This window comes from Enterobacter sp. 22466, assembly GCF_052044775.1.
Classification (GTDB): Bacteria; Pseudomonadota; Gammaproteobacteria; order Enterobacterales; family Enterobacteriaceae; genus Enterobacter; species Enterobacter dissolvens.
The window spans coordinates 271,842-294,944 of sequence record NZ_JBQENX010000007.1 but is presented as its reverse complement, the minus strand read 5'-3'; the positions used below and the strand labels follow the sequence as shown (position 1 = coordinate 294,944).

The window sequence follows — 23,103 nt, the reverse complement described above, 5'->3', positions numbered from 1 at the left end:
GCGGGGTGTGCATATTACGCTTTCCCGCTTCAGAGTCAAGCGTTTAATTTGCTTTTCTCTGCTGACCCGGCGGCGTGTGTGCCGTTGTTCCGTGTCAGTGGAGGCGCATTATAGGGAGTAATTCTGAAGCTGCAAGGATAAAGTGAAAATTATTTACTGACTGCTCACTTTCCAGGCAAATTACATCCCAGACCTCAATTCTGGCCTGGTTTTTAAACAAAAACGAGCCGCAAGCGGCTCGTTTTTGCGTTTTGTGACTTACTGCACTGCCACAATTCGGTCGTCGTTGGCTTCCAGACGGATAACTTTGCCCGGAACCAGTTCGCCTGACAGTATCTGCTGCGCCAGCGGGTTTTCGATCTGCTGCTGGATAGCACGTTTCAACGGACGCGCCCCGTAAACCGGATCGTAACCATTTTCGCTCAGCAGTTTCAGCGCATCGTCAGAGATGTGAATTTCATATCCACGCTCTTCCAGACGTTTGTACAGACGCTGCAGCTGGATCTGTGCAATCGACGCAATGTGTTTCTCACCCAGAGGATGGAATACCACCACTTCATCGATACGGTTGATGAACTCCGGACGGAAGTTATGGCCAACCACACCCAGAACCAGATCCTTCATATGGCTGTAATCCAGTTCACCGAAACGTTCCTGAATCAAATCGGAACCCAGGTTCGATGTCATGATCACGACCGTATTACGGAAATCCACCGTTCTCCCCTGCCCGTCGGTCAGACGACCATCATCCAGGACCTGCAGCAGAATATTGAACACATCCGGGTGCGCTTTTTCCACTTCGTCCAGCAGGATGACGGAATAAGGGCGACGGCGTACCGCTTCTGTCAGGTAACCACCTTCTTCATAACCGACATATCCCGGAGGCGCACCCACCAGACGTGAAACGGAGTGTTTCTCCATAAACTCGGACATGTCGATACGCACCATCGCGTCGTCACTGTCGAACATAAAGTTAGCCAGCGCCTTACACAGCTCGGTTTTACCCACCCCGGTAGGGCCCAGGAACAGGAACGAACCAATCGGACGATTAGGATCAGACAATCCGGCGCGGCTACGACGGATGGCGTTAGAAACCGCTTCAACCGCCTCGTCCTGGCCAATCACGCGCTGATGCAGATCCTGCTCCATGCGCAGCAGTTTATCGCGTTCGCTTTCCATCATGCGTGCTACCGGAATACCGGTCCAGCGCGCCAGCACCTCAGCAATTTCCGCATCCGTTACTTTGTTACGTAACAGACGCATCGTTTTACCTTCAGACTGCGTCGCAATCTCAAGCTGTTTCTCCAGCTCAGGGATTTTGCCGTACTGCAACTCTGACATTCGCGCCAGGTCACCCACACGACGCGCCTGCTCAATGGCAATTTTTGCCTGTTCAAGTTCAGCCTTAATGGTCTGAGTGCCAGAGAGTGACGCTTTCTCTGCCTTCCACTCTTCTTCTAACTCAGAATACTGGCGCTCTTTATCGTCCAGTTCCTCATTGAGCATATCGAGGCGTTTTTTACTGGCTTCATCAGACTCTTTCTTGAGTGCCTGCTGTTCCAGTTTGAGCTGAATGATACGACGGTCGAGTCTGTCCAACTCTTCCGGTTTCGAGTCTATCTGCATACGAATGCTGGATGCGGCCTCATCGATAAGGTCGATCGCTTTATCCGGTAACTGACGGTCGGCGATATAACGATGCGAAAGCGTCGCTGCCGCAACAATCGCCGGGTCAGTGATCTGCACATGGTGGTGCAGCTCATAACGTTCTTTCAGACCACGCAGGATCGCGATGGTATCTTCCACGCTTGGTTCCGCGACAAACACCTTCTGGAAACGACGTTCAAGTGCAGCATCTTTTTCGATGTACTGACGGTACTCGTCCAGCGTCGTGGCACCCACACAGTGAAGTTCACCGCGTGCCAGTGCAGGTTTCAGCATGTTCCCGGCATCCATCGCGCCGTCTGCTTTACCGGCACCGACCATGGTGTGCAACTCATCGATAAACAGAATGACATTGCCTTCCTGTTTTGCCAGATCGTTAAGCACCCCTTTCAGGCGCTCTTCGAATTCACCGCGATACTTCGCCCCGGCCACCAGCGCCCCCATATCCAGCGCCAGTACACGGCGGCCTTTCAGCCCTTCCGGTACTTCACCGTTTACAATACGCTGCGCCAGACCTTCAACGATGGCGGTTTTACCGACACCCGGTTCACCAATGAGTACCGGGTTGTTTTTGGTACGGCGCTGCAGAACCTGGATAGTACGTCGAATTTCTTCATCACGGCCGATCACCGGGTCAAGTTTACCCTGCTCAGCACGCTCGGTCAGATCGACCGTAAATTTTTTCAAAGCCTGACGTTGGTCTTCGGCTCCCTGATCGTTCACGCTTTCACCCCCACGCATTTTCTCAATCGCCTGAGTCACATTGGCCGTGGTTGCGCCGGCAGTTTTCAGCAGGTCGGTCAGGGTACCGCGTGATTCAAGCGCCGCCAGAACAAACAGTTCCGACGAAATAAAGTTGTCCCCACGTTTTTGCGCCAGCTTGTCGCAAAGGTTCAGCACCCGCACCAGATCCTGGGACGGCTGAACGTCACCGCCGGTACCTTCTACCTGCGGTAAACGGCTCAGCGCCTGATCGATGGCGGTGCGTAACTGGCCAGCATTAATGCCAGCAGACGTTAATAATGGACGTACCGATCCCCCTTCCTGATTCAGCAAGGCGCTCATTAAATGAAGAGGTTCGATGAATTGGTTGTCGTGCCCCAGTGCAAGGGACTGGGCATCGGCGAGAGCAAGCTGGAATTTATTAGTAAGACGATCCAGACGCATAACTCCTCCCATAACAGGTCAAATTTGCTACTGGAGATTAAATGAGGTCATCCCTCAATTATTCAAGGTTAATGACCTGAATTATGTGAAAAGAAAACGGCACGTGCCGGATCGTCTTGATTCTTTAGGTTATATCAGCCAAATAAAACTTGCCATACGCCCCGTCGTCTTGTCGCGGCGATAAGAGAAGAAATCACCCTTTTCGGTGAACGTACAGCGGTCACCGCCGAAGATCTGCGTCACCTTGACATTATTCAGACGCTGACGTGCAAGCTGATAAATATCGGCCAGATATTTTTCCCCCACAGGTTCGAAAGCGTTAACGGCTTGCGGATCTTTTGCCATAAACGCTTCACGAACCTCTGGGCCCACCTCGAATGCCTGAGGACCAATTGCCGGGCCAAGCCAGGCAATGATATTTGCAGGATCGTCTTTGAAGCAGGCGACGGTCTCTTCCAGCACGCCTTCACACAGACCACGCCAGCCCGCATGAGCAGCCGCAACCTCGGTACCCGCACGGTTACAAAACAGCACCGGCAGGCAATCGGCTGTCATCACCGCGCATACTGTTCCCGGCGTATCGCTGTAGGAGGCATCGGCACGTTTAGACGCGTAGGGTGCTCCCGTCAACTTCAGCACGGCTTTACCGTGAACCTGCTCAAGCCACACCGGTTTAGACGGTAAGTTGCCCGCAGCAAACAGCCGCGAGCGGTTTTCTTCAACGTGTTCCAGGTTGTCGCCGCAGTGTGCGCCAAGGTTCAAAGACGCCCACGCCCCCTGGCTAACCCCGCCAACGCGGGTTGAACTGCAGGCAGCCACACCTTCAGGCAGTGGCCACTCCGGAACAATCAGTTTGGTCATAACCAGTCCACTTGATCTTTGTGTTCTTCAAAATCTGCGCGCATGGCGTCAATAAGCTCCACCATATCCTGCGGGATCGGCGCGTGCCATTCCATTTGAATCCCTGAAATAGGGTGATAAAGGCGCAGCATGGTGGCGTGCAGCGCCTGACGATCAAACTTGCGCAGTACGCTAATGAACTCGTCCGATGCTCCTTTTGGCGGACGCGGACGACCACCGTAAACCTGATCCCCCACCAGCGGATGGGTGATGTGCGCCATATGCACGCGGATCTGGTGGGTACGACCGGTCTCCAGACGCAGACGCAGACGCGTATGAATGCGGAAATGTTCCATAATGCGATAGTGCGTCACCGCCGGTTTACCCATCGGATGCACCGACATATGAGTACGTTTGGTAGGGTGACGGCTGATCGGCTCATCAACCGTACCGCCAGCAGTCATATGGCCAATAGCCACGGCTTCATATTCGCGGGTGATCTCACGCAGCTGCAGTGATTCCACCAGGCGAGTCTGGGCAGGTACGGTCTTTGCCACCACCATCAGACCGGTAGTGTCTTTATCCAGACGATGCACGATACCGGCGCGCGGCACATCAGCAATCGGCGGATAATAATGGAGAAGTGCGTTAAGTACCGTACCGTCAGGATTCCCCGCTCCCGGATGAACAACCAGGTCGCGCGGCTTGTTAATCACCAGAATGTCATCATCTTCATAGACGATGTCCAGTGGGATATCCTGTGGCTCGAAGCGGATTTCCTCTTCGATTTCAGCATTGATGGCGACAGCTTCCCCACCTAACACTTTCTCTTTCGGTTTGTCCCAGACTTTACCGTTTACCAGCACGCGCTGGTCAAGAATCCATTCTTTTATGCGTGAACGCGAATAATCAGGGAACAATTCGGCCAAAGCTTGATCTAAGCGTTGACCGAGCTGATTTTCGGAGACTGTTGCGGTGAGTTCTACTCGTTGTGCCATAAACTGCTTCTTCGTTTAACGTTGGGTTTTACGGCTTTGCCGTTTAATATAGTGTGCTATTGTAGCTGGTCTTAATCGGGAGCAGGAACAGAGTTTCTCCCGGACAAACATTTGAGGAAAGTCAAAACGTCATGACGCGCATGAAATATCTGGTGGCAGCGGCCACGTTGAGCCTGGCTTTGGTGGGCTGCTCCGGTTCAAATGAACAGGTCCCTGACAATCCGCCGAATGAAATCTATGCGACTGCACAACAAAAGTTGCAGGACGGTAACTGGAAACAGGCGATAACGCAACTGGAAGCGTTGGATAATCGCTATCCATTTGGTCCGTATTCGCAGCAGGTACAGTTAGATCTCATCTACGCATACTATAAAAATGCCGATCTGCCGCTGGCTCAGGCAACCATCGATCGTTTCATGCGTCTGAACCCGACTCATCCTAACATCGACTATGTAATGTACATGCGCGGCCTGACCAACATGGCGCTGGATGACAGTGCCCTGCAGGGCTTCTTCGGTGTGGATCGCTCCGACCGTGACCCGCAGCATGCGCGCGATGCGTTCAACGACTTTTCCAAACTGGTGCGCGGTTATCCGAACAGTCAGTACGTGACCGATGCCACCAAACGTCTGGTGTTCCTGAAAGATCGTCTGGCGAAATACGAATACTCGGTCGCTGAATACTACACCCGCCGTGGCGCATGGGTAGCCGTGGTTAACCGTGTAGAAGGGATGCTGCGTGATTATCCGGATACGCAGGCGACGCGCGACGGCCTGAAGCTGATGGAGAATGCTTACCGTCAGATGCAGATGACCGCACAGGCTGATAAGGTGGCGAAAATCATCGCCGCCAACAGCAGCAACACCTGATAGTGACGTCAATGCAAAACGGCAGCCCGCGGGCTGCCGTTTTTTTATTCATTTAAGAGACAAGCTGAAGCGGTTTAGCTTCAACACATCCTATCAACTATGACCGCAATTTTTGCCTTCGACAAGGTAAATCTCGCCTCTTCCTGCCCTGCCTCACAAAAAAGATTCCCTGACAAAAACCGACAAAATAACGTGATCTAAATCACACATTTTGACATTAGGACAGGTATGCTGGAATCACCAAGACGGAAAGACAAGAGGTAAAATTTATGACAATGAACATTACCAGCAAACAAATGGAAATTACCCCGGCAATTCGCCAGCACGTCGCAGACCGTCTCGCCAAACTGGATAAATGGCAAACACACTTGATTAATCCACATATCATCCTGTCCAAGGAGCCGCAGGGTTTCATCGCTGACGCAACTATCAATACTCCAAACGGCCATCTGGTCGCCAGCGCAAAACACGAGGATATGTACACCGCTATTAACGATTTGATCAACAAGCTGGAACGGCAGCTCAATAAAGTGCAGCACAAAGGTGAAGCCCGTCGCGCCACGACCTCGGTGAAAGACGCCAGCTTCGCGGAAGAAGTTGAAGAAGAGTAATCCTTTAAATTGAGTTTACCGCCAACGCGCCTTCGGGCGCGTTTTTTATTGACAGGGTGAAAACAGTACAGGTACTTTAAGGTTATCAACCACAGGATGATTTCATGAAACTGACGCCGTTCTTCTTCGCATTCTTTTTTACCTTCCCCTGAACGGGAGGCGTTTCGTCGTGTGATAAAGAATGCGAAGACGAACAACAAGGCCTCCCACTCCGGGGGGCCTTTTTTATTGATAACGATAAAACGAGACAGACAACACTATGACACCGGAAAACCCGTTACTGGACCTGCGAGTAAAAATCAGCGCACTGGATGAAAAATTACTGGCGCTTCTGGCAGAACGCCGCGCGCTCGCCATCGAAGTGGGTAAAGCCAAACTGGACTCGCATCGTCCGGTACGTGATATTGACCGCGAACGCGATCTGCTGGAACGTCTGATTCAACTCGGTAAAGCACATCACCTTGATGCTCATTACATCACCCGTTTGTTCCAGCTCATCATCGAAGATTCCGTTCTGACCCAGCAAGCGCTTTTGCAGCAGCATCTGAATAAAACCAACCCGCACTCTGCCCGCATCGCGTTTCTTGGCCCTAAAGGCTCTTATTCCCATCTGGCTGCCCGCCAGTACGCTGCACGCCATTTTGAAGAGTTTATTGAAAGCGGCTGTGCGAAGTTCGCCGATATTTTCAATCAGGTGGAAACCGGTCAGGCGGATTACGCCGTCGTACCGATTGAAAACACCAGCTCCGGTGCCATTAACGACGTCTACGATTTGCTGCAACACACCAGCCTGTCGCTGGTGGGTGAGTTGACGATCCCTATCGATCACTGCGTGCTGGTCTCTGGCTCTACCGATTTGAGCACCATCGAGACGGTCTACAGCCATCCGCAGCCATTCCAGCAGTGCAGCCAGTTCCTGAATCACTACCCGAACTGGAAAATTGAGTACACCGAAAGCACCTCAGCGGCGATGGAAAAAGTCGCCCAGGCGAACTCCCCTACTGTCGCGGCGCTGGGCAGCGAAGCGGGCGGTGCGCTGTATGGTCTTCAGGTTCTGGAACGCAACCTGGCAAACCAGACGCAAAACATTACCCGCTTCATCGTACTGGCGCGCAAAGCCATCAATGTCTCTGATCAGGTGCCAGCCAAAACCACCCTGTTGATGGCAACCGGACAGCAGGCAGGGGCGCTGGTTGAAGCGCTACTGGTGCTGCGTAACCACAATCTGATCATGACCCGCCTTGAATCACGCCCGATTCACGGCAATCCGTGGGAAGAGATGTTCTATCTCGACATTCAGGCCAACCTGGAATCGCCATCCATGCAGAAAGCCCTGCGTGAACTGGGTGAAATCACCCGTTCAATGAAAGTGCTGGGCTGTTATCCGAGCGAAAACGTGGTTCCTGTCGACCCGGCCTAACGTTCGATAAAGCGGCTTTTCTTCATCCCTGCCACATTCACCGGCAGGGTGAAGATAGCGCCGGAGAGCGGATACTTCGCCACCTCCTCCGCATCCATATTTTCCTGCGTGGTGGTAATAAACAGTGTTTTCATATCATCGCCGCCAAAACAGACCATCGTCGGGCAACGTACCGGCATGCGGTACTCCTCCAGTTGCTCCCCTTGCGGAGAAAAACGCGCAATACGCCAGCCGTCAAACAGCGCACTCCAGTAGCAGCCTTCCACATCCATCGCGGCACCGTCCGGTATCCCTTCGCCGTCTTTAAACTGGCGGAATACCTCACGTTTACCGGGTTCCCCCTGCTCATCCAGCGGGGTACGGTAGATAACGCCGTTTGGTGTATCAGAAGTAAACATCCACCGATGGTCGGGGCTGAATGCCAGACCATTGTGGCCATGAATGTCGCACTGGATAACTTTTGGCGTCAGATCGTTATCAATGCGCATCAGCAGCGCCCCGTTGTAATCACCCGGCGCCCAGAAGGTACCGGCGTAAAACCGGCCCCTGTGATCGGTTCCCCCGTCATTGAAACGCGCAAGCTGCGGGTTAGACGGGTTATCACAGACTTTGCGCTGCAGCAGACCGTGTTTATCGGAAAGCCAGATGCCGCTTCGCATCGCGACGATAAAACCGCCGCGTTCGCGCAGGGCGAAACACCCCACCTCTTCGTGGAAAGAGAGCACGGTGTGTTCCGCCGTGGGTAAATGATAACGGTGGATCTCACCTTCAAGAATATCCGCCCAGTAAAGCGCATTTTCCTCTGCACTCCACGTCGGGCATTCGGGCAGATGCCCGGTGTAGTTCAACAGCAGCTGCGGTTCGGCCATGACAGTTCCCCAAAATGAAAAAAGCCAGCAATGCTGGCTTTCAGTATATACATCATCGCATTACTGGCGACTGTCATTTGCCTGACGCAACAGCGTGCGGCTCTCGCTCTGGAAACGTTGTGCGTAATCGCCAAACCAGTGCTCAACCTTACGGAAACTGTCGATAAACGCCTGCTTGTCTCCGTGTTCCAGCAGCGTGATGGCTTCGCCAAATCGCTGGTAGTAACGCTTAATCAGGGCCAGGTTGTTCTCAGACGACATAATAATGTCGGCGTAAAGCTGGGGATCCTGAGCAAACAGACGCCCGACCATCGCCAGCTCCAGACGATAGATTGGCGAAGAGAGTGCCAGTAACTGCTCAAGCTGCACATTCTCTTCCGCCAGATGCAGCCCATAGGCAAAGGTTGCAAAGTGGCGCAGCGCCTGAATGAACGCCATGTTCTGATCGTGTTCAACCGCGCTGATGCGGTGCAGCCGCGCGCCCCAAACCTGAATCTGTTCCAGGAACCACTGATAGGCTTCCGGCTGACGACCATCACAGTAGACCACCACCTGTTTCGCCAGGCTGCCGCTGTCCGGGCCAAACATAGGATGCAGCCCCAACACCGGCCCTGTGTGCGCGGCAAGCATTGCCTGCAGCGGGCCATTTTTCACGGACGCTAAGTCCACCAGGATGCAATCTGCCGGCAGCGGAGGAAGCTTCGCAATGATCTGCTCCGTCACGTGAATCGGCACGCTGACAATGACCATTCCGGCATCTTTCATCAGCTCCGGCGCTTTTGCCCAGTCCTCTTTTTCCAGAATGCGCACCTGATAGCCAGACAGGGTCAGCATTTTTTCAAACAGCCGCCCCATCTGCCCTGCCCCGCCCACAATCACGACCGGGCGCAGGGACGGACACAGGGTCTTGAAGCCTTTGTCATTTTCGCTGGAGTAGGACTCCCGCATCACACGACGCAGGACATCTTCAATCAAATCCGGCGAGACGCCCAGCATCTGGGCCTCTTTACGACGGGAAGCCAGCATGGAGGCCTCGCGCTCCGGAACGTAAATCGGCAGGCCATATTTGCTTTTGACCTCACCGACCTCGGCAACCAGCGCCATGCGGCGCGCTAACAGATCCAGCAGCGCCTTATCCACTTCATCAATTTGATCGCGTAATGCGGTCAATTCAGCAACCATACCTAACCTCTTAAGCCAGACGCGTCGCCAGCTGGCCGTTTAAATCTTTGTGGATCTCACGCAGCAGCGCATCGGTGGTTTCCCAGCTGATGCAGGCATCCGTCACGGATACACCGTGCTTCATTGCGCTGCGCGGTTGTTCAGAAGATTGATTGCCTTCATGAATATTGCTCTCAATCATCAGACCGATAATAGAACGGTTGCCGTCTTTGATCTGTGCGACCACCGATTCCGCCACCGCCGGCTGACGACGGTAATCTTTATTCGAATTACCATGACTGCAATCTACCATCAGTGCCGGGCGCAGTCCCGCCTGCTCCATCTCTTTTTCACACTGTGCCACATCTACCGGGCTGTAGTTTGGCGCTTTACCGCCGCGAAGGATCACATGGCCATCCGGATTACCCTGCGTCTGCAGGAGACAAACCTGGCCCGCCTGGTTAATACCCACAAAGCGATGCGGCATGGCCGCGGCGCGCATGGCGTTGATCGCCGTGGCAAGGCTACCGTCGGTCCCGTTTTTGAAACCCACCGGCATCGACAGACCAGACGCCATTTCACGGTGGGTTTGTGATTCCGTGGTACGCGCACCAATCGCAGACCAGCTAAACAGATCGCCCAGGTACTGCGGGCTGTTCGGATCCAGCGCTTCGGTTGCCAGCGGCAGCCCCATGCTGACCAACTCCACCAGCAGACGACGTGCAATCTTCAGACCGGCTTCCACATCAAACGAGCCATCCATGTGCGGATCGTTAATCAACCCTTTCCAGCCAACGGTGGTACGTGGCTTCTCAAAATAGACGCGCATCACCAGGTAGAGGCTATCGCTGACCTCCTCCGCTAATGCTTTAAATCGACGAGCGTATTCAATGGCGGTCTCAGGATCGTGAATGGAGCAAGGACCACATACCACCAGCAGGCGCGGATCGCGGCCAGCGATAATGTCAGAAATGGTCTGGCGCGAATGCTCAATTTGAGCCTCCTGCGCGACACTCAGCGGGAACTCCGCTTTCAGTTGATCCGGAGTAATCAAAACCTGTTCGTCAGTGATATGTACGTTGTTCAGCGCGTCTTTTTGCATGATGGCGATCCTGTAAAGCTCGTTTGCGATAGTTGTTTTCCTCGAAGAGGTGAAACAACGATACCACAACAAGTAAAGATTTCAATCCAAAATACGTACATTTTACTTTACAAAAGCCATTTCACTGCAAAAATCAGCCACTGAAATCGTAAAGATAAAATTACAGCCATACTTTCTTTGGCCAGGCTATGCTGAAGAAAAAAGGAGAATGGCTATGCGTTCAATCGCTCTTATGCTGTTGTCGCTGTTTTTATCGGGCTGCCAGATCAATCCTTACACCTTCCAGCCCGACTGGACCAGTCCCAGTTGGTTCGACGCGGGTAAAGAAGACGCCATGAATGGCCTGCCGGTTAAAGATAATCAGACGCTGGCCGATAGTTTTAACGACCCGCATGTTGATCGTAGTGAATATCTTCGTGGCTACGCCGACGGTCAGAAGAAAGTGTGTGAAGAAGGATTTATTCACGCCTGGGGATTAGCAGGCAAATCTTTCCCTGCCAGTTGTGATACCGCCGAAAATGCAGCAAAGCTTCATGAATCATGGCAACAAGGAATGGATGAAAGTATGCGCGCCAGCAGGCTAAATTAAGCCGGTTCTCTGTGCCGGAATAGAGTCACTGTAGGATTTAGCTTAGGTCGAACGCAGGATATTTCTGACATAATGACGGCTTTGATAAACAATGGTATTCTGCCGACAACTCTTAAGGACATCTATTTCCAGAGCGGTGTGGCGGATTCTGGTGAGAAATTCATTCTTGATCTCTTTGTTCCGACTCACTCTGGTGCTAATGCTGTTCTTTATGGTGGGCCCAGCGACGGCAGGCACGTTCACAGAAACCGATAAATCGGTGCGTTCGATTGTGTCGGGTATTGTGAGCTACACCCGATGGCCGTCACTTTCCGGGCAACCTAAACTCTGTGTTTATGCCTCATCTCACTACACGCAAGCACTTAGCCGTGAAGAGGGGCAAAGCGAGTTACCTTATACTCCCGTTATTGTGCATAACGATCAGGAAGCCCTGTCCGCGACGTGCGATGCTATTTATTTCGGGACTGAATCGCCGGCAAAACAACTTGAATTAATAAGCCAGTATCAGGGCAGAGCATTGCTATTAATCTCAGAGCAGAATCCGGAATGTGTTATTGGCAGTGCATTTTGCCTGATAATCGATCACAACCAGGTCAGATTTTCCGTCAATCTGGATGCATTAACGCGCAGTGGTGTACGCGTCAATCCGGATGTATTAATGCTCGCACGGAATAAGCAGCATGGATAAAGAATTCACTTCAACACCACGTCCAACGTTTAAAAGCACGTTGCGACGAATCAGCATGATAAGCGTCATCATCACCATGACGTTAATTTGGCTGCTGCTCTGTTTTGCTTCCGTGGTGACATTAAAGCAATACGCGCAAAAAAACCTCGAATTAACCGGCGCAACAATGAGCCACAGCCTTGAAGCCTCACTGGTCTTTAACGATGCGCTGGCAGCCAACGAAACGCTTGCGACCCTGGGTAAACAGGGCCAGTTTGCCGTAGCTGAGGTTATCAACGTACATAAAAAGCGATTTGCTTACTGGTCCTGGAACCCGGAGGATAATAACGACACGCTGGGCGCGCTGGTTAGCCGCTGGCTGTTCCCCAATCCGGTTGCACAGCCCATCATGCATAACGGCAATGCGATCGGCGAAATCCGCCTCACCGCGCGCGACAATCTGATCAGTCATTTCATCTGGCTGTCGTTCGCCGTTCTCACCGGCTGTATTCTTTTTGCTACCGCCGTTGCGCTCACGATTACCCACTCCCTGCACCAGGGCATGGTGACGGCGTTGCAAAATATCACCGACGTCGTTCATGACGTACGCACCAACCGCAACTTCTCCCGCCGGGTGAAGGATGGCCGTATCGAAGAATTCCACCAGTTCGGCGAGGACTTCAACAGCCTGCTGGATGAGATGGAAGAGTGGCAGCTGAAGCTGCAGGCCAAAAACGCCCAACTGCTGCGTACCGCCATGCACGATCCGCTGACCGGCCTTGCCAATCGGGCTGCGTTTCGTAGCAGCATCGCGGCATTAATGAACGACACCTCCGCGAAAACCAACTCTGCCCTACTGTTCCTCGACGGCGATAATTTCAAGTTTATTAATGACACCTGGGGACATGCGGCAGGCGATTGCGTGCTGATTGAAGTCGCCAGCAGGATGGTCGAATTTGGCGATAAGCGTCATCAGTCATACCGCCTTGGCGGTGACGAGTTTGCGATGGTGCTGTACGGCGTTCAGTCTGCCGCAGAGGTTCAACAGATTTGTGCTGCGCTGTCGCAGCAGTTTATGCGCCCGTTCGATCTGCATAACGGGCAGACAGCAACGATGTCACTTAGCATTGGCTTTGCTCTGGCGTGGGAAAGTGCCTCTGTGGAAGCATTACTGGAGCAAGCCGACCGCAACATGTACCAGGATAAAAACCAGCGTACAAAAGCAATAACTTAGAAAGGATACGATATGTTAAAGCGATACTTCGCGCCGTTATTTCTCGCTTCGATAGTGCTGGCAGGTTGCCAGTCACCACCTGAAGGTAAATTCACCCCTGAGCAAATTGCGGCGATGAAGTCATACGGTTTTAACGAGCTGAATGGCGACTGGTCTCTGGGCCTGTCAGATACAATCCTGTTTGATAAAAATGACGCCAGACTGCGCCCGGAAAGTGAAGCGCAGATCCGCACCATGGCATCTCGCCTGGCGGCTACCGGCCTGAAACACGCGCGCATGGATGGACACACCGATAATTACGGTGAAGAGAGCTACAACGAAGCGCTGTCGTTAAAACGTGCCAATGCAGTGGCTGACGTCTGGGCCAAAGGCGCCAATATCCCGCGCAGCAACCTCACCACGCAGGGATTAGGTAAAAAATATCCGGTTTCCAGCAACAGTACGGCGCAAGGGCGTGCTGAAAACCGTCGGGTCGCGGTGGTCATCAGCACGCCATAGCCTTATTTAACGGATGATTGTGCGAGCGACACGCCGGCTGCCGCTCGCCAGCGCAGCCAGTCGACCAGAATAAACAGCGCCAGGCTCGCGCCCATCACCGGCAATGCCAGCCCCAGCACTACGCTGACCACCACCGTGACGACTTTTCCCCATCCCGGGAGCGCCAGCCAGCACTGACAAAGCGTCTGAAGCGGATCCGCCGTCGATTGCGCCGGGCGACGCATCCACCACATCCGGTATCCCCAGACAATCAGCACACACAGCGCCAGGCCAAATGCGATAAGCAGCAACTGGTTCGCCAGGCCGAACAAGATCCCCATATGGAAATCCACGCCCCAGCGGGTCAGCTTTGCCATTAGCGGGAAATTCTCAAAGCGGGTTCTGTCCAGAATTTGCATGGAATTCGGATCCACAGCAACCGCATCCACCTGGGTCGGCCAGCTGCGGTCAATTTCCGTCACGGTCCATGCCTGGTCAGCGCTTTTCGCCGGGCGGATTTCGAGTTTATTCGCATCAATCCCTGCCTGACGGGCAGCGTGCAATACGCCATCAAACCGGGTCAGATCTATCGTCACGTCGGGCATCATCATGCCACCATGATGTCCGCGATGTTCAGCGTGTTCCTCCATCGTGACGGGGGCACCCGAAAGCGTGGTGTTCACCTGTGGGGTTAGCCAGTTCATCTGCGCACGAAGTTTATCCACGTTGCCGCCCGCCCACTGAGACCACGTCAGGCCCGTCGCAGAGAACAGCAACATTCCCCCCAGCAGCACCCAGCCCAGCGTGACATGCAGGCGACGCCGGTTCTGAAAACGATTGTTGATCCGACGTTTTGGCCGGGTATAAAACCACAGCGCAATCCCGCCCAGCGCGGCGACCCACATCCACGAGGCGGCCAGCTCGCTGTAGATCCGACCAACGTTACCCAGCATCAGTGACGTATGCAGATAATCAATGGTCTGGCGTAACGGTAAAATTCCGCTGGTACCATACACCGTCATATCGCCACGCACCGCAAGAGTGACGGGATCGATAAAAACAGCGCGGGTTTCCGATGGGCCAAGCGACGGGTCGGCAAACATTACACGGGTGGTTTCACCCGCAACCAGGCCAGGACGCACGGCGTGTAAACGCAGACTGGTGCCGATGTTTTTTTCCGCCACGGCGATCTGCTCCGCCAGCGGTTGTAGTTCCCCCACGGAATCCGTATGGAGCGCGTGCCGGTACAGAATATTTTCCAGCTGCGGTGTCGCCACGTACAGCGTACCGGTCAGCGCGGCGAAGAAGATAAACGGGCCGACAAACAGCCCGACATAGAAATGGAGTCGACGCAGCAGGTTTCCCCATGCCGCGCGCGGAGTGCAGGTAGTCATACTTTTCCTTTTTAAGGCAAAAAGTTATCGATATTTTTAAAGGGAAAAAGCAGACTGCCGCGGCGGCGCGCGGGTATCGGGATAAAGCCAGGGGAAAAAATGCCAGTGGCTGACCGCCTGACGCGGCGGCTTCACACGTAGCCTGTGCAGCACGACACTGAGCAGCACAATCAGCGCGAGTATCATGCCCGGCACGTGGGCTAATAGCACGCAGTAGCCACAGGCTTCCGCATGGTCAACCGGCATGCTGTGCGGCATATCGCCGTGGTGCTCATCCATCGACATCATGCTCATGTCATGGTGCATCCCCGGCATGGCACTCATGGGATCTTTTTGCAGCGAGACGGAGATAAGCGGTGCGATCACGATCAGCAGGATCGCAAACAGCGCGGTCAATGCCGCTGCGCGTTTCCAGTTATGCTGATGCAGTACGTTAATCACTTACCCTCCACGGAAGAGGCCAGCATTGTAAATGATTTATGACGAAAGGGTTAACACGAGAGATGCGATGGGATAAAAAAAAGGGCCAGCCTTTCGGCCAGCCCTTTCTAACAGGATGTCGCTTAAGCGAATCTTAGTTCAGACGCTCTTTAATACGAGCAGACTTACCAGTACGCTCACGCAGGTAGTACAGTTTAGCTTTACGTACAGCACCACGACGTTTAACAGCAATGCTGTCAACTACCGGAGAGTGAGTCTGGAAGACACGCTCAACGCCTTCGCCGTTGGAAATTTTACGAACAGTGAATGCAGAGTGCAGACCGCGGTTACGAATAGCGATAACCACGCCCTCGAATGCCTGCAGACGTTTTTTGGAACCTTCAACAACCCATACTTTCACTTCCACGGTGTCACCTGGACGGAAGGAAGGTACGTCCTGCTTCATCTGCTCTTGTTCAAGTTGCTTAATAATGTTGCTCATAATTTAATCTCTTATCCTGGGTAAACTGATATTCGGGAGCGTATTACGCATTCCCATCATGTTCATGCTGCTGGTGCGCGTGTTCAGTTTTGAACTCGGCCAGCAACTTTGCTTGCTCTTCAGTCAGAGCCAGGTTTTCCAGAAGTTCAGGTCTTCTAAGCCAGGTTCGGCCCAGCGACTGCTTCAAACGCCAGCGACGTATCTCAGCATGGTTTCCAGACAGTAACACTGCCGGGACTTCCATCCCTTCTAACACTTCAGGACGGGTATAGTGTGGACAGTCCAGCAACCCATCGGCAAAGGAATCTTCCGTTGCCGAAGCTTCATGGCCCAGTACACCCGGAATGAACCGGGCGACAGAGTCAATCAGCGTCATCGCTGGTAACTCACCACCACTGAGAACGTAATCGCCGATAGACCATTCTTCGTCAATTTCGGTTTGAATTACGCGCTCATCTATCCCTTCGTAGCGACCACAGACCAGAATCAGTTTTTGATTCGTCGCCAGTTCGCTGACGCCCGCTTGATCAAGCTTGCGTCCCTGAGGTGACAGATAAATCACCTTTGCGCCTTCACCTGCCGCGGCTTTTGCTGTGTGAATGGCGTCCCGTAAGGGTTGCACCATCATTAGCATCCCCGGTCCGCCGCCGTAAGGACGATCGTCCACGGTACGGTGCCGGTCATGCGTGAAGTCACGAGGACTCCAGCTCTGGATGCTCAGCAGGCCATTCTTTACTGCCCGGCCAGTTACCCCGTAATCGGTAATCGCGCGGAACATTTCAGGAAACAGGCTAATTATGCCAATCCACATAGCGCCGTCTTTTACCGTTTATCCGGAGAATTTAAAAACCAGGATCCCAATCTACTTCAATCGTTTGAGTAGCGAGATCGACTTTCTTGATAACCTGTCCATCGAGGAACGGAACCAACCGCTCCTTGATGCCAAATGCATCTTTCAGGTTTGCCTTAATGACGAGAACGTCATTGGACCCGGTTTCCATCATGTCGATGACTTTCCCCAGGCTGTAGCCTTCAGTGGTGACTACCTGGCAACCCATAAGGTCTTTCCAGTAATAGTCGCCTTCTTCAAGCTCCGGCAACTGCGACGAATCCACGACAATTTCACAATTAGTCAGCGCATTCGCGGCATCACGATCGTCAACGCCTTTCAGCTTGATGATGATGTCCTGATTGTGGTGACGCCAGCTTTCCAGCTCGACCTCTTCCCACTTACCGGCTTTCTGGATAAACCAGGGCTGGTAATTAAAAATGCTATCAGCGTCTTCAGTGGAGGAAAACACTCTGAGCCAACCACGGATACCGTAGCAAGAACCCATTTTGCCCAATACGATCGGTTCAACAGGTGCTTTATTGCTCATCATGACCACCGTGACAGATTAAGCTGCTTTGTTTGCTGCTTTGATCAGCGTAGCAACGCGATCGGAAACAGTCGCGCCCTGGCCAACCCAGTGAGCGATACGATCCAGATCCAGACGAGTTTCTTCTTCTGCGCCAGCGGCCAGTGGGTTGAAGAAACCAACGCGCTCGATGAAGCGACCGTTGCGTGCATTACGGCTGTCAGTCACAACAACCTGGTAGAACGGACGCTTTTTAGCGCCGTGACGTGCTAAACGAATAGTTACCATAACATCCTCTTGTGTGAATAAAACAACCGGGCCCCATCGAGGAACGGAGCCCGGGTGTCATATTAAAAGCCCGAAAATTTTACTGATTTCTGGGGAAAATGCAATCAGCATCTTGATACTGAGCATTAAACACGATTTATCGGCCAGGGAATCCTGGCGGCATCATCCCTTTCATGCCACGCATCATCTTGGCCATGCCGCCCTTCTTCATTTTCTTCATCATGCGCTGCATGTCGTCGAACTGTTTCAGAAGGCGGTTAACGTCCTGCACCTGCATGCCGCAACCGGCTGCGATACGGCGCTTACGGGAACCTTTGATGATGTCAGGGTTAGCACGCTCTTTGAGGGTCATCGAGTTGATGATCGCCTCCATACGCACCAGCACCTTGTCATCCATCTGCGCTTTTACGTTGTCTGGGATTTGGCCCATGCCCGGCAGTTTGCCCATCAGGCTTGCCATACCGCCCATGTTTTTCATCTGACGCAGCTGCTCAAGGAAGTCGGTCAGATCGAAACCGTCGCCTTTTTTCAGCTTGCTGGCCAGCTTCTCGGCCTGGGCGCGGTCAACTTTACTCTCGATATCTTCAATCAGCGACAGCACGTCACCCATGCCGAGGATACGGGAGGCAATACGGTCCGGGTGGAACGGCTCCAGCGCTTCGGTTTTTTCGCCCACGCCGAGGAATTTGATCGGCTTACCGGTGATATGACGAATAGAAAGCGCCGCACCGCCGCGGGCGTCACCGTCCACTTTGGTCAACACCACGCCAGTTAACGGCAGGGCTTCGTTGAACGCTTTCGCGGTGTTCGCCGCATCCTGACCGGTCATGGCGTCAACCACAAACAGGGTCTCTACCGGGTTGATAGAGGCATGCACCTGTTTGATCTCGTCCATCATCGCTTCATCAACGTGCAGACGACCGGCGGTATCCACCAGCAGCACGTCGTAGAATTTAAGCTTCGCTTCTTTCAGCGCGGCATTGACGATGTCGACAGGTTTCTGGGCCACGTCGGACGGGAAGAAATCGACGCCAACCTGCTGCGCCAGGGTCTCCAGCTGTTTGATTGCCGCCGGGCGATAAACGTCCGCAGAAACCACCAGCACCTTTTTCTTGTGCTTCTCGCGCAGGAATTTACCCAGCTTACCAACGCTGGTGGTTTTACCCGCACCCTGCAGGCCCGCCATCAGCACCACGGCCGGAGGCTGAGCCGCCAGGTTCAGAACCTGGTTCTCTTCGCCCATCGCCGAAACCAGTTCGTTACGAACGATTTTGACGAACTCCTGCCCCGGGGTCAGGCTCTTGTTAACTTCGTGACCAACCGCCTTCTCTTTAACGCGGTTGATAAAATCACGAACAACCGGCAACGCGACGTCTGCTTCCAGCAGCGCCATGCGCACTTCGCGCAGCGTTTCCTTGATGTTGTCTTCGGTAAGGCGTCCGCGGCCGCTGATGTTGCGCAGCGTGCGCGACAAACGATCGGTTAAATTATCAAACATTGTCTCTCGCCTGAGTAGAAACGTTGGGCCGCCATGAGCGACACATACACAGAATTTTGCCGGAGTATAACATGAAGGCGCCTTTGTTGTTATGCAACGGTTGGAGCAGGCGTCACGTAACGTTATACTGCTTCTCTTTCTTATTAAGACAACTGTCGATGCCTATATGCCTGTTTTCGCACTGATCGCCCTTGTTGCCTACTCTGTCAGCCTTGCGCTGATCATTCCCGGACTGCTGCAAAAAAACAGCGGCTGGCGGCGCATGGCTATTCTGTCGGCGGTGATCGCACTGATTAGTCACGCTTTTGCGCTGGAATCACGCATCATTCCCGGTGACGGCAGCGTGCAAAACCTGAGCGTGCTGAATGTCGGCTCGCTGGTCAGCCTGATGATCTGTACGGTGATGACAATTGTTGCCTCGAAGAATCGCGGCTGGCTGTTGCTGCCCATTGTTTATGCCTTCGCGCTGATCAATCTGGCCTTAGCCACCTTTATGCCCAATGAGTTCATTACGCATCTGGAAGCCACGCCGGGCATGCTGGTACACATCGGCCTGTCGCTGTTCTCTTACGCAACGCTGATCATTGCCGCGCTCTACGCCATGCAACTTGCCTGGATTGACTACCAGCTGAAAAATAAAAAGCTGGCGTTTAACCATGAGATGCCGCCGCTGATGGTCATTGAGCGTAAGATGTTCCACATCACCCAGGTGGGTGTCGTGCTGCTGACCTTAACGCTCTGCACCGGCCTGTTTTATATGAAAAACCTGTTCAGCGTGGAGAATATCGACAAAGCGGTTCTCTCCATCATCGCGTGGTTTGTCTATATTGTCCTGTTATGGGGCCATTATCATGAAGGCTGGCGCGGTCGTCGCGTGGTCTGGTTCAACGTCGCGGGTGCGGGCATTCTCACCCTTGCCTATTTCGGTAGCCGCTTCATACAGCAATTTGCTGGCTAAGTAACAAAGGAGTTCCCCCTGGAACACATCTCTACCACCACGCTGATCGTTACGCTGATCGTCATGGTGGTCATCTCCGCCTATTTCTCTGGCTCGGAAACCGGCATGATGACCTTAAACCGCTACCGGTTACGTCATCGTGCTAAACAGGGTAACCGCGCCGCACGTCGCGTTGAAAAACTGCTCCGTAAACCGGATCGCCTGATAAGCCTGGTGCTTATCGGTAACAACCTCGTCAATATCCTCGCCTCTGCGCTGGGCACCATCGTTGGGATGCGCCTGTACGGCAACGCCGGGGTCGCGATTGCCACCGGCGTCCTGACCTTTGTGGTGCTGGTGTTTGCGGAAGTGCTGCCCAAAACCATCGCTGCGCTTTACCCGGAAAAAGTGGCTTACCCGAGCAGTTTCCTGCTGGCACCGCTGCTGATCCTGATGATGCCGCTGGTCTGGCTGTTGAATATGGTCACCCGTATCCTGATGCGCATGGTCGGCATCAAAGCCGACGTCGCCATCAGCAGTGCACTCAGCAAAGACGAGCTGCGCACCATCGTGAACGAATCCCGCTCGCAGATTTCACGCCGCAATCAGGACATGCTCCTGTCGGTGCTGGATCTGGAAAAGGTCAGCGTTAACGACATTATGGTGCCGCGTAACGAAATCGTCGGGATTGATATTAACGACGACTGGAAGGCCATCGTCCGCCAGCTGACCCACTCCCCGCACGGACGCATTGTGCTGTATCGCGACTCCCTGGACGACGCCATCAGCATGCTGCGCGTGCGGGAAGCGTATCGCCTGATGACCGAGAAAAAAGAGTTCACCAAAGAGGTGATGCTGCGTGCCGCCGACGAGATTTACTACGTACCGGAAGGGACGCCGCTCAGCACGCAGCTGGTGAAATTCCAGCGTAACAAGAAGAAAGTCGGCCTGGTGGTCGATGAGTATGGCGATATTCAGGGGCTGGTGACGGTCGAAGATATTCTGGAAGAGATTGTCGGGGACTTTACCACCTCAATGTCGCCTTCTCTCGCGGAAGAGGTCACGCCACAAAACGATGGCTCGGTACTGATTGACGGCAGCGCGAACATCCGCGAACTCAATAAAGCCTTTAACTGGCATTTGCCGGAAGATGAGGCTCGCACCATCAACGGGATGATTCTGGAAGCGCTGGAAGAGATCCCGGCGGCGGGCACACGCGTGCGTATTGAGCAGTATGATATTGATATCCTGGACGTGCAGGACAATATGATTAAGCAGGTGAAGGTCCTGCCTGTTAAACCACTGCGCGAAAGTATCGCGGAATAAAGTTGTAGGCCGGGCAAGGCGAAGCCGCCGCCCGGCACTACGGGACGGCAAATTACGCTTTCGCTTTCGCCACGGTCACCATCGCAGCACGGATGGTACGGCCGTTCAGGGTATACCCTTTCTGCATCACGCCCAGCACTTTACCGGCTTCAACGTCTTCTGATTCCACCATCGCAATCGCCTGGTGTACGTTAGGATCCAGCGGGACGTCGGTATCGGCAATCACTTCCACGCCGAACTTACGCACCACGTCCAGCATGGATTTCAGCGTCAGTTCGATACCTTCGATCATTGCCGCGTTGTCCGGATTCGCTTTATCAGCCACTTCCAGCGCGCGATCGAGGCTGTCGATTACCGGCAGCAGTTCGTTGACGAATTTCTCCAGCGCAAACTTATGCGCCTTCTCAACGTCCTGTTCGGTACGACGACGCAGGTTTTCCATTTCCGCCTTGATGCGCAGAACACTGTCGCGTTCGCGATTCTGTGCTTCTACCAGTTGGGCTTCCAGATTCGCAATTTTTTCATCGCGCGGGTCCACCTGCTCAGCAGATGCGTCTGGCTCTACAGCCTCAACGTCATCGTGCTGTTCCGTGATAATTTCTTCAGGGGCTTGCCCCTCAGGCGTTTTCTGTTCTTTACTACTCATGAATTTCTCCGCGTTTTTCTGCATTCATCTCGCTAACTTCGCTTATTATGGGGATCAGTTTCCTGGATTCAAGGGAACAAGAGAGATTGTCATCATTCATCAGGCACAAGGACCTCCAGAAAATGAATAATCATTTCAGGTGTATTGGGATCGTCGGGCACCCGCGTCACCCTACGGCATTGACGACACATGAAATGTTGTATCGCTGGCTGTGTAGCAAAGGCTATGAGGTGATGGTTGAGCAGCAGATCGCTCAGGAGCTACAGCTTAAGAGCGTCAAAACCGGCACGCTGGCAGAGATTGGACAGCAGGCGGATCTCGCCGTGGTGGTCGGCGGCGACGGCAACATGCTCGGCGCGGCCCGCACGCTGGCGCGCTACGACATAAAAGTCATCGGCATCAACCGTGGCAATCTCGGTTTTCTGACCGACCTCGACCCGGACAACGCGCAGCAGCAGCTGGCCGATGTGCTGGAAGGACACTACATCAGCGAAAAACGTTTTTTACTGGAAGCGCAGGTGTGTCAGCAGGACTGCCAGAAACGCATCAGTACCGCCATTAACGAGGTGGTGCTTCACCCCGGCAAAGTGGCGCATATGATTGAGTTCGAAGTGTATATCGATGAAATCTTCGCGTTCTCCCAGCGCTCTGACGGGCTGATTATCTCCACGCCGACGGGCTCGACCGCCTATTCGCTTTCCGCGGGAGGACCAATCCTGACGCCTTCGCTGGATGCCATTACGCTGGTGCCGATGTTCCCGCACACCCTTTCTGCCCGCCCGCTGGTGATTAACGGCAGCAGCACCATCCGCCTGCGTTTCTCGCACCGCCGTAATGACCTGGAGATCAGCTGCGACAGCCAGATCGCATTGCCTATTCAGGAAGGTGAAGATGTACTGATTCGTCGGTGTGATTACCACCTGAACCTTATTCACCCGAAAGATTACAGCTATTTCAATACATTAAGCTCGAAGCTTGGCTGGTCAAAAAAATTGTTCTGATTTTGCATCCAGCACTTTACTGTATAAAAAACCAGTTTATACTGTATGAAAACACAGTTATGGT

25 protein-coding genes and 1 other annotated feature are annotated in these 23,103 nt (G+C 53.4%); of the genes, 11 read left to right on the top strand and 14 right to left on the bottom strand.

The features are described from left to right. Positions 1–258: 258 nt before the first annotated feature. The 3 genes from clpB to rluD all read right to left on the bottom strand — a co-directional run bounded on the left by clpB (position 259) and on the right by rluD (position 4,670). The gene (gene clpB, locus ACTJJI_RS18900; protein ID WP_440655188.1) at positions 259–2,832 is read right to left on the bottom strand and encodes an ATP-dependent chaperone ClpB; all 2,574 of its coding nucleotides are present in this window, start codon (positions 2,830–2,832) and stop codon (positions 259–261) included. Between the two features lie 129 nt (positions 2,833–2,961). After that, the gene (yfiH, locus tag ACTJJI_RS18895) at positions 2,962–3,693 is read right to left on the bottom strand and encodes a purine nucleoside phosphorylase YfiH (RefSeq protein ID WP_342901906.1); all 732 of its coding nucleotides are present in this window, start codon (positions 3,691–3,693) and stop codon (positions 2,962–2,964) included. Then, the gene (rluD, locus tag ACTJJI_RS18890; RefSeq protein WP_029882082.1) at positions 3,690–4,670 is read right to left on the bottom strand and encodes a 23S rRNA pseudouridine(1911/1915/1917) synthase RluD; all 981 of its coding nucleotides are present in this window, start codon (positions 4,668–4,670) and stop codon (positions 3,690–3,692) included. Before rluD ends, yfiH begins: the two co-directional genes overlap by 4 nt. 131 nt (positions 4,671–4,801) lie before the next feature. Here rluD and bamD point away from each other — a divergent pair, with 131 nt between their 5' ends. The 4 genes from bamD to pheA all read left to right on the top strand — a co-directional run bounded on the left by bamD (position 4,802) and on the right by pheA (position 7,570). Further along, positions 4,802–5,539: an outer membrane protein assembly factor BamD gene (gene bamD, locus ACTJJI_RS18885; RefSeq protein ID WP_013098339.1), complete on the top strand. Its 738-nt coding sequence runs from the start codon at positions 4,802–4,804 to the stop codon at positions 5,537–5,539. A 269-nt stretch (positions 5,540–5,808) separates the two neighbouring features. Continuing rightward, positions 5,809–6,150, top strand: coding sequence for a ribosome-associated translation inhibitor RaiA (raiA, locus tag ACTJJI_RS18880; RefSeq protein ID WP_008502470.1), 342 nt, complete (start codon positions 5,809–5,811; stop codon positions 6,148–6,150). 103 nt (positions 6,151–6,253) lie between these two features. After that, positions 6,254–6,379, top strand: a sequence feature (Phe leader region). Next, the gene (pheL, locus tag ACTJJI_RS18875) at positions 6,255–6,302 is read left to right on the top strand and encodes a pheA operon leader peptide PheL (protein WP_100249759.1); all 48 of its coding nucleotides are present in this window, start codon (positions 6,255–6,257) and stop codon (positions 6,300–6,302) included. (Overlaps the previous feature by 48 nt.) Before the next feature lie 30 nt (positions 6,380–6,409). After that, complete coding sequence (gene pheA / locus ACTJJI_RS18870; RefSeq protein WP_014832939.1) at positions 6,410–7,570, top strand: bifunctional chorismate mutase/prephenate dehydratase; 1,161 nt, start codon at positions 6,410–6,412, stop codon at positions 7,568–7,570. Here the strand turns inward: pheA and ACTJJI_RS18865 are convergent. The 3 genes from ACTJJI_RS18865 to aroF are packed head-to-tail and all read right to left on the bottom strand — an operon-like array spanning position 7,567 to position 10,702. Continuing rightward, on the bottom strand, positions 7,567–8,439 hold the full coding sequence (locus tag ACTJJI_RS18865; protein WP_118283478.1) for an SMP-30/gluconolactonase/LRE family protein: 873 nt from the start codon (positions 8,437–8,439) through the stop codon (positions 7,567–7,569). The genes pheA and ACTJJI_RS18865 overlap by 4 nt on opposite strands. 60 nt (positions 8,440–8,499) lie before the next feature. Beyond that, complete coding sequence (gene tyrA, locus ACTJJI_RS18860) at positions 8,500–9,621, bottom strand: bifunctional chorismate mutase/prephenate dehydrogenase (RefSeq protein ID WP_046889729.1); 1,122 nt, start codon at positions 9,619–9,621, stop codon at positions 8,500–8,502. A gap of 10 nt (positions 9,622–9,631) precedes the next feature. Next, on the bottom strand, positions 9,632–10,702 hold the full coding sequence (gene aroF, locus ACTJJI_RS18855) for a 3-deoxy-7-phosphoheptulonate synthase AroF (RefSeq protein WP_440655184.1): 1,071 nt from the start codon (positions 10,700–10,702) through the stop codon (positions 9,632–9,634). 214 nt (positions 10,703–10,916) lie between these two features. Between aroF and ACTJJI_RS18850 the strand changes: the two genes are divergently transcribed. From ACTJJI_RS18850 to ACTJJI_RS18835, 4 genes are all read left to right on the top strand, one after another. Beyond that, positions 10,917–11,291 carry a DUF2799 domain-containing protein gene (locus tag ACTJJI_RS18850; RefSeq protein WP_063411445.1) on the top strand — a complete coding sequence of 125 codons (375 nt, stop codon included), beginning with the start codon at positions 10,917–10,919 and terminating at the stop codon, positions 11,289–11,291. 199 nt (positions 11,292–11,490) lie between these two features. Next, the gene (locus tag ACTJJI_RS18845) at positions 11,491–11,979 is read left to right on the top strand and encodes a YfiR family protein (RefSeq protein ID WP_074163165.1); all 489 of its coding nucleotides are present in this window, start codon (positions 11,491–11,493) and stop codon (positions 11,977–11,979) included. Then, on the top strand, positions 11,972–13,192 hold the full coding sequence (gene dgcN / locus ACTJJI_RS18840) for a diguanylate cyclase DgcN (RefSeq protein ID WP_014832945.1): 1,221 nt from the start codon (positions 11,972–11,974) through the stop codon (positions 13,190–13,192). Before ACTJJI_RS18845 ends, dgcN begins: the two co-directional genes overlap by 8 nt. A gap of 12 nt (positions 13,193–13,204) precedes the next feature. Beyond that, on the top strand, positions 13,205–13,690 hold the full coding sequence (locus ACTJJI_RS18835) for an OmpA family protein (protein WP_014832946.1): 486 nt from the start codon (positions 13,205–13,207) through the stop codon (positions 13,688–13,690). Between the two features lie 2 nt (positions 13,691–13,692). Here ACTJJI_RS18835 and ACTJJI_RS18830 read toward each other — a convergent pair whose 3' ends face one another. The 7 genes from ACTJJI_RS18830 to ffh all read right to left on the bottom strand — a co-directional run bounded on the left by ACTJJI_RS18830 (position 13,693) and on the right by ffh (position 19,129). Further along, entirely contained in the window at positions 13,693–15,063 is a 1,371-nt protein-coding gene (locus ACTJJI_RS18830) for a PepSY-associated TM helix domain-containing protein (protein WP_440655181.1), read from the bottom strand. Positions 15,064–15,099: 36 nt separating this feature from the next. Then, positions 15,100–15,504 (bottom strand): DUF2946 domain-containing protein, encoded by a 405-nt coding sequence (locus ACTJJI_RS18825; RefSeq protein ID WP_050861020.1) that lies wholly within the window; start codon positions 15,502–15,504, stop codon positions 15,100–15,102. A gap of 133 nt (positions 15,505–15,637) precedes the next feature. Further along, positions 15,638–15,985 carry a 50S ribosomal protein L19 gene (gene rplS / locus ACTJJI_RS18820; protein ID WP_002914145.1) on the bottom strand — a complete coding sequence of 116 codons (348 nt, stop codon included), beginning with the start codon at positions 15,983–15,985 and terminating at the stop codon, positions 15,638–15,640. A gap of 43 nt (positions 15,986–16,028) precedes the next feature. After that, entirely contained in the window at positions 16,029–16,796 is a 768-nt protein-coding gene (gene trmD, locus ACTJJI_RS18815) for a tRNA (guanosine(37)-N1)-methyltransferase TrmD (RefSeq protein WP_014832949.1), read from the bottom strand. 31 nt (positions 16,797–16,827) lie between these two features. Beyond that, a complete protein-coding gene (rimM, locus tag ACTJJI_RS18810) occupies positions 16,828–17,367 on the bottom strand; it encodes a ribosome maturation factor RimM (RefSeq protein ID WP_043951682.1) in 540 nt (179 codons plus the stop codon). 15 nt (positions 17,368–17,382) lie between these two features. After that, positions 17,383–17,631 (bottom strand): 30S ribosomal protein S16, encoded by a 249-nt coding sequence (gene rpsP, locus ACTJJI_RS18805; protein ID WP_003863133.1) that lies wholly within the window; start codon positions 17,629–17,631, stop codon positions 17,383–17,385. A 136-nt stretch (positions 17,632–17,767) separates the two neighbouring features. Beyond that, positions 17,768–19,129, bottom strand: coding sequence for a signal recognition particle protein (gene ffh / locus ACTJJI_RS18800; protein ID WP_013098351.1), 1,362 nt, complete (start codon positions 19,127–19,129; stop codon positions 17,768–17,770). Positions 19,130–19,295: 166 nt separating this feature from the next. Here ffh and ACTJJI_RS18795 point away from each other — a divergent pair, with 166 nt between their 5' ends. Both ACTJJI_RS18795 and ACTJJI_RS18790 read left to right on the top strand, forming a co-directional pair. Next, positions 19,296–20,087: a cytochrome C assembly family protein gene (locus tag ACTJJI_RS18795; protein WP_014832951.1), complete on the top strand. Its 792-nt coding sequence runs from the start codon at positions 19,296–19,298 to the stop codon at positions 20,085–20,087. Positions 20,088–20,105: 18 nt separating this feature from the next. Further along, positions 20,106–21,392 carry an HlyC/CorC family transporter gene (locus ACTJJI_RS18790; RefSeq protein WP_043951683.1) on the top strand — a complete coding sequence of 429 codons (1,287 nt, stop codon included), beginning with the start codon at positions 20,106–20,108 and terminating at the stop codon, positions 21,390–21,392. Positions 21,393–21,444: 52 nt separating this feature from the next. Here ACTJJI_RS18790 and grpE read toward each other — a convergent pair whose 3' ends face one another. Next, the gene (gene grpE, locus ACTJJI_RS18785; RefSeq protein ID WP_014832953.1) at positions 21,445–22,038 is read right to left on the bottom strand and encodes a nucleotide exchange factor GrpE; all 594 of its coding nucleotides are present in this window, start codon (positions 22,036–22,038) and stop codon (positions 21,445–21,447) included. Between the two features lie 122 nt (positions 22,039–22,160). Between grpE and nadK the strand changes: the two genes are divergently transcribed. Next, positions 22,161–23,039 (top strand): NAD(+) kinase, encoded by an 879-nt coding sequence (nadK, locus tag ACTJJI_RS18780; RefSeq protein ID WP_013098356.1) that lies wholly within the window; start codon positions 22,161–22,163, stop codon positions 23,037–23,039. Positions 23,040–23,103: the final 64 nt, after the last annotated feature.

What these genes read in the sequence shown, in the direction of transcription:
- clpB (WP_440655188.1), bottom strand. Translation starts at nt 2,832, where the DNA reads ATGCGTCTGGATCGTCTTACTAATAAATTCCAGCTTGCTCTCGCCGAT.
- yfiH (WP_342901906.1), bottom strand. Translation starts at nt 3,693, where the DNA reads ATGACCAAACTGATTGTTCCGGAGTGGCCACTGCCTGAAGGTGTGGCT.
- rluD (WP_029882082.1), bottom strand. Translation starts at nt 4,670, where the DNA reads ATGGCACAACGAGTAGAACTCACCGCAACAGTCTCCGAAAATCAGCTC.
- bamD (WP_013098339.1), top strand. Translation starts at nt 4,802, where the DNA reads ATGACGCGCATGAAATATCTGGTGGCAGCGGCCACGTTGAGCCTGGCT.
- raiA (WP_008502470.1), top strand. Translation starts at nt 5,809, where the DNA reads ATGACAATGAACATTACCAGCAAACAAATGGAAATTACCCCGGCAATT.
- pheA (WP_014832939.1), top strand. Translation starts at nt 6,410, where the DNA reads ATGACACCGGAAAACCCGTTACTGGACCTGCGAGTAAAAATCAGCGCA.
- ACTJJI_RS18865 (WP_118283478.1), bottom strand. Translation starts at nt 8,439, where the DNA reads ATGGCCGAACCGCAGCTGCTGTTGAACTACACCGGGCATCTGCCCGAA.
- tyrA (WP_046889729.1), bottom strand. Translation starts at nt 9,621, where the DNA reads ATGGTTGCTGAATTGACCGCATTACGCGATCAAATTGATGAAGTGGAT.
- aroF (WP_440655184.1), bottom strand. Translation starts at nt 10,702, where the DNA reads ATGCAAAAAGACGCGCTGAACAACGTACATATCACTGACGAACAGGTT.
- ACTJJI_RS18850 (WP_063411445.1), top strand. Translation starts at nt 10,917, where the DNA reads ATGCGTTCAATCGCTCTTATGCTGTTGTCGCTGTTTTTATCGGGCTGC.
- ACTJJI_RS18845 (WP_074163165.1), top strand. Translation starts at nt 11,491, where the DNA reads ATGCTGTTCTTTATGGTGGGCCCAGCGACGGCAGGCACGTTCACAGAA.
- dgcN (WP_014832945.1), top strand. Translation starts at nt 11,972, where the DNA reads ATGGATAAAGAATTCACTTCAACACCACGTCCAACGTTTAAAAGCACG.
- ACTJJI_RS18835 (WP_014832946.1), top strand. Translation starts at nt 13,205, where the DNA reads ATGTTAAAGCGATACTTCGCGCCGTTATTTCTCGCTTCGATAGTGCTG.
- ACTJJI_RS18830 (WP_440655181.1), bottom strand. Translation starts at nt 15,063, where the DNA reads ATGACTACCTGCACTCCGCGCGCGGCATGGGGAAACCTGCTGCGTCGA.
- rplS (WP_002914145.1), bottom strand. Translation starts at nt 15,985, where the DNA reads ATGAGCAACATTATTAAGCAACTTGAACAAGAGCAGATGAAGCAGGAC.
- trmD (WP_014832949.1), bottom strand. Translation starts at nt 16,796, where the DNA reads ATGTGGATTGGCATAATTAGCCTGTTTCCTGAAATGTTCCGCGCGATT.
- rimM (WP_043951682.1), bottom strand. Translation starts at nt 17,367, where the DNA reads ATGATGAGCAATAAAGCACCTGTTGAACCGATCGTATTGGGCAAAATG.
- rpsP (WP_003863133.1), bottom strand. Translation starts at nt 17,631, where the DNA reads ATGGTAACTATTCGTTTAGCACGTCACGGCGCTAAAAAGCGTCCGTTC.
- ffh (WP_013098351.1), bottom strand. Translation starts at nt 19,129, where the DNA reads ATGTTTGATAATTTAACCGATCGTTTGTCGCGCACGCTGCGCAACATC.
- ACTJJI_RS18795 (WP_014832951.1), top strand. Translation starts at nt 19,296, where the DNA reads ATGCCTGTTTTCGCACTGATCGCCCTTGTTGCCTACTCTGTCAGCCTT.
- grpE (WP_014832953.1), bottom strand. Translation starts at nt 22,038, where the DNA reads ATGAGTAGTAAAGAACAGAAAACGCCTGAGGGGCAAGCCCCTGAAGAA.
- nadK (WP_013098356.1), top strand. Translation starts at nt 22,161, where the DNA reads ATGAATAATCATTTCAGGTGTATTGGGATCGTCGGGCACCCGCGTCAC.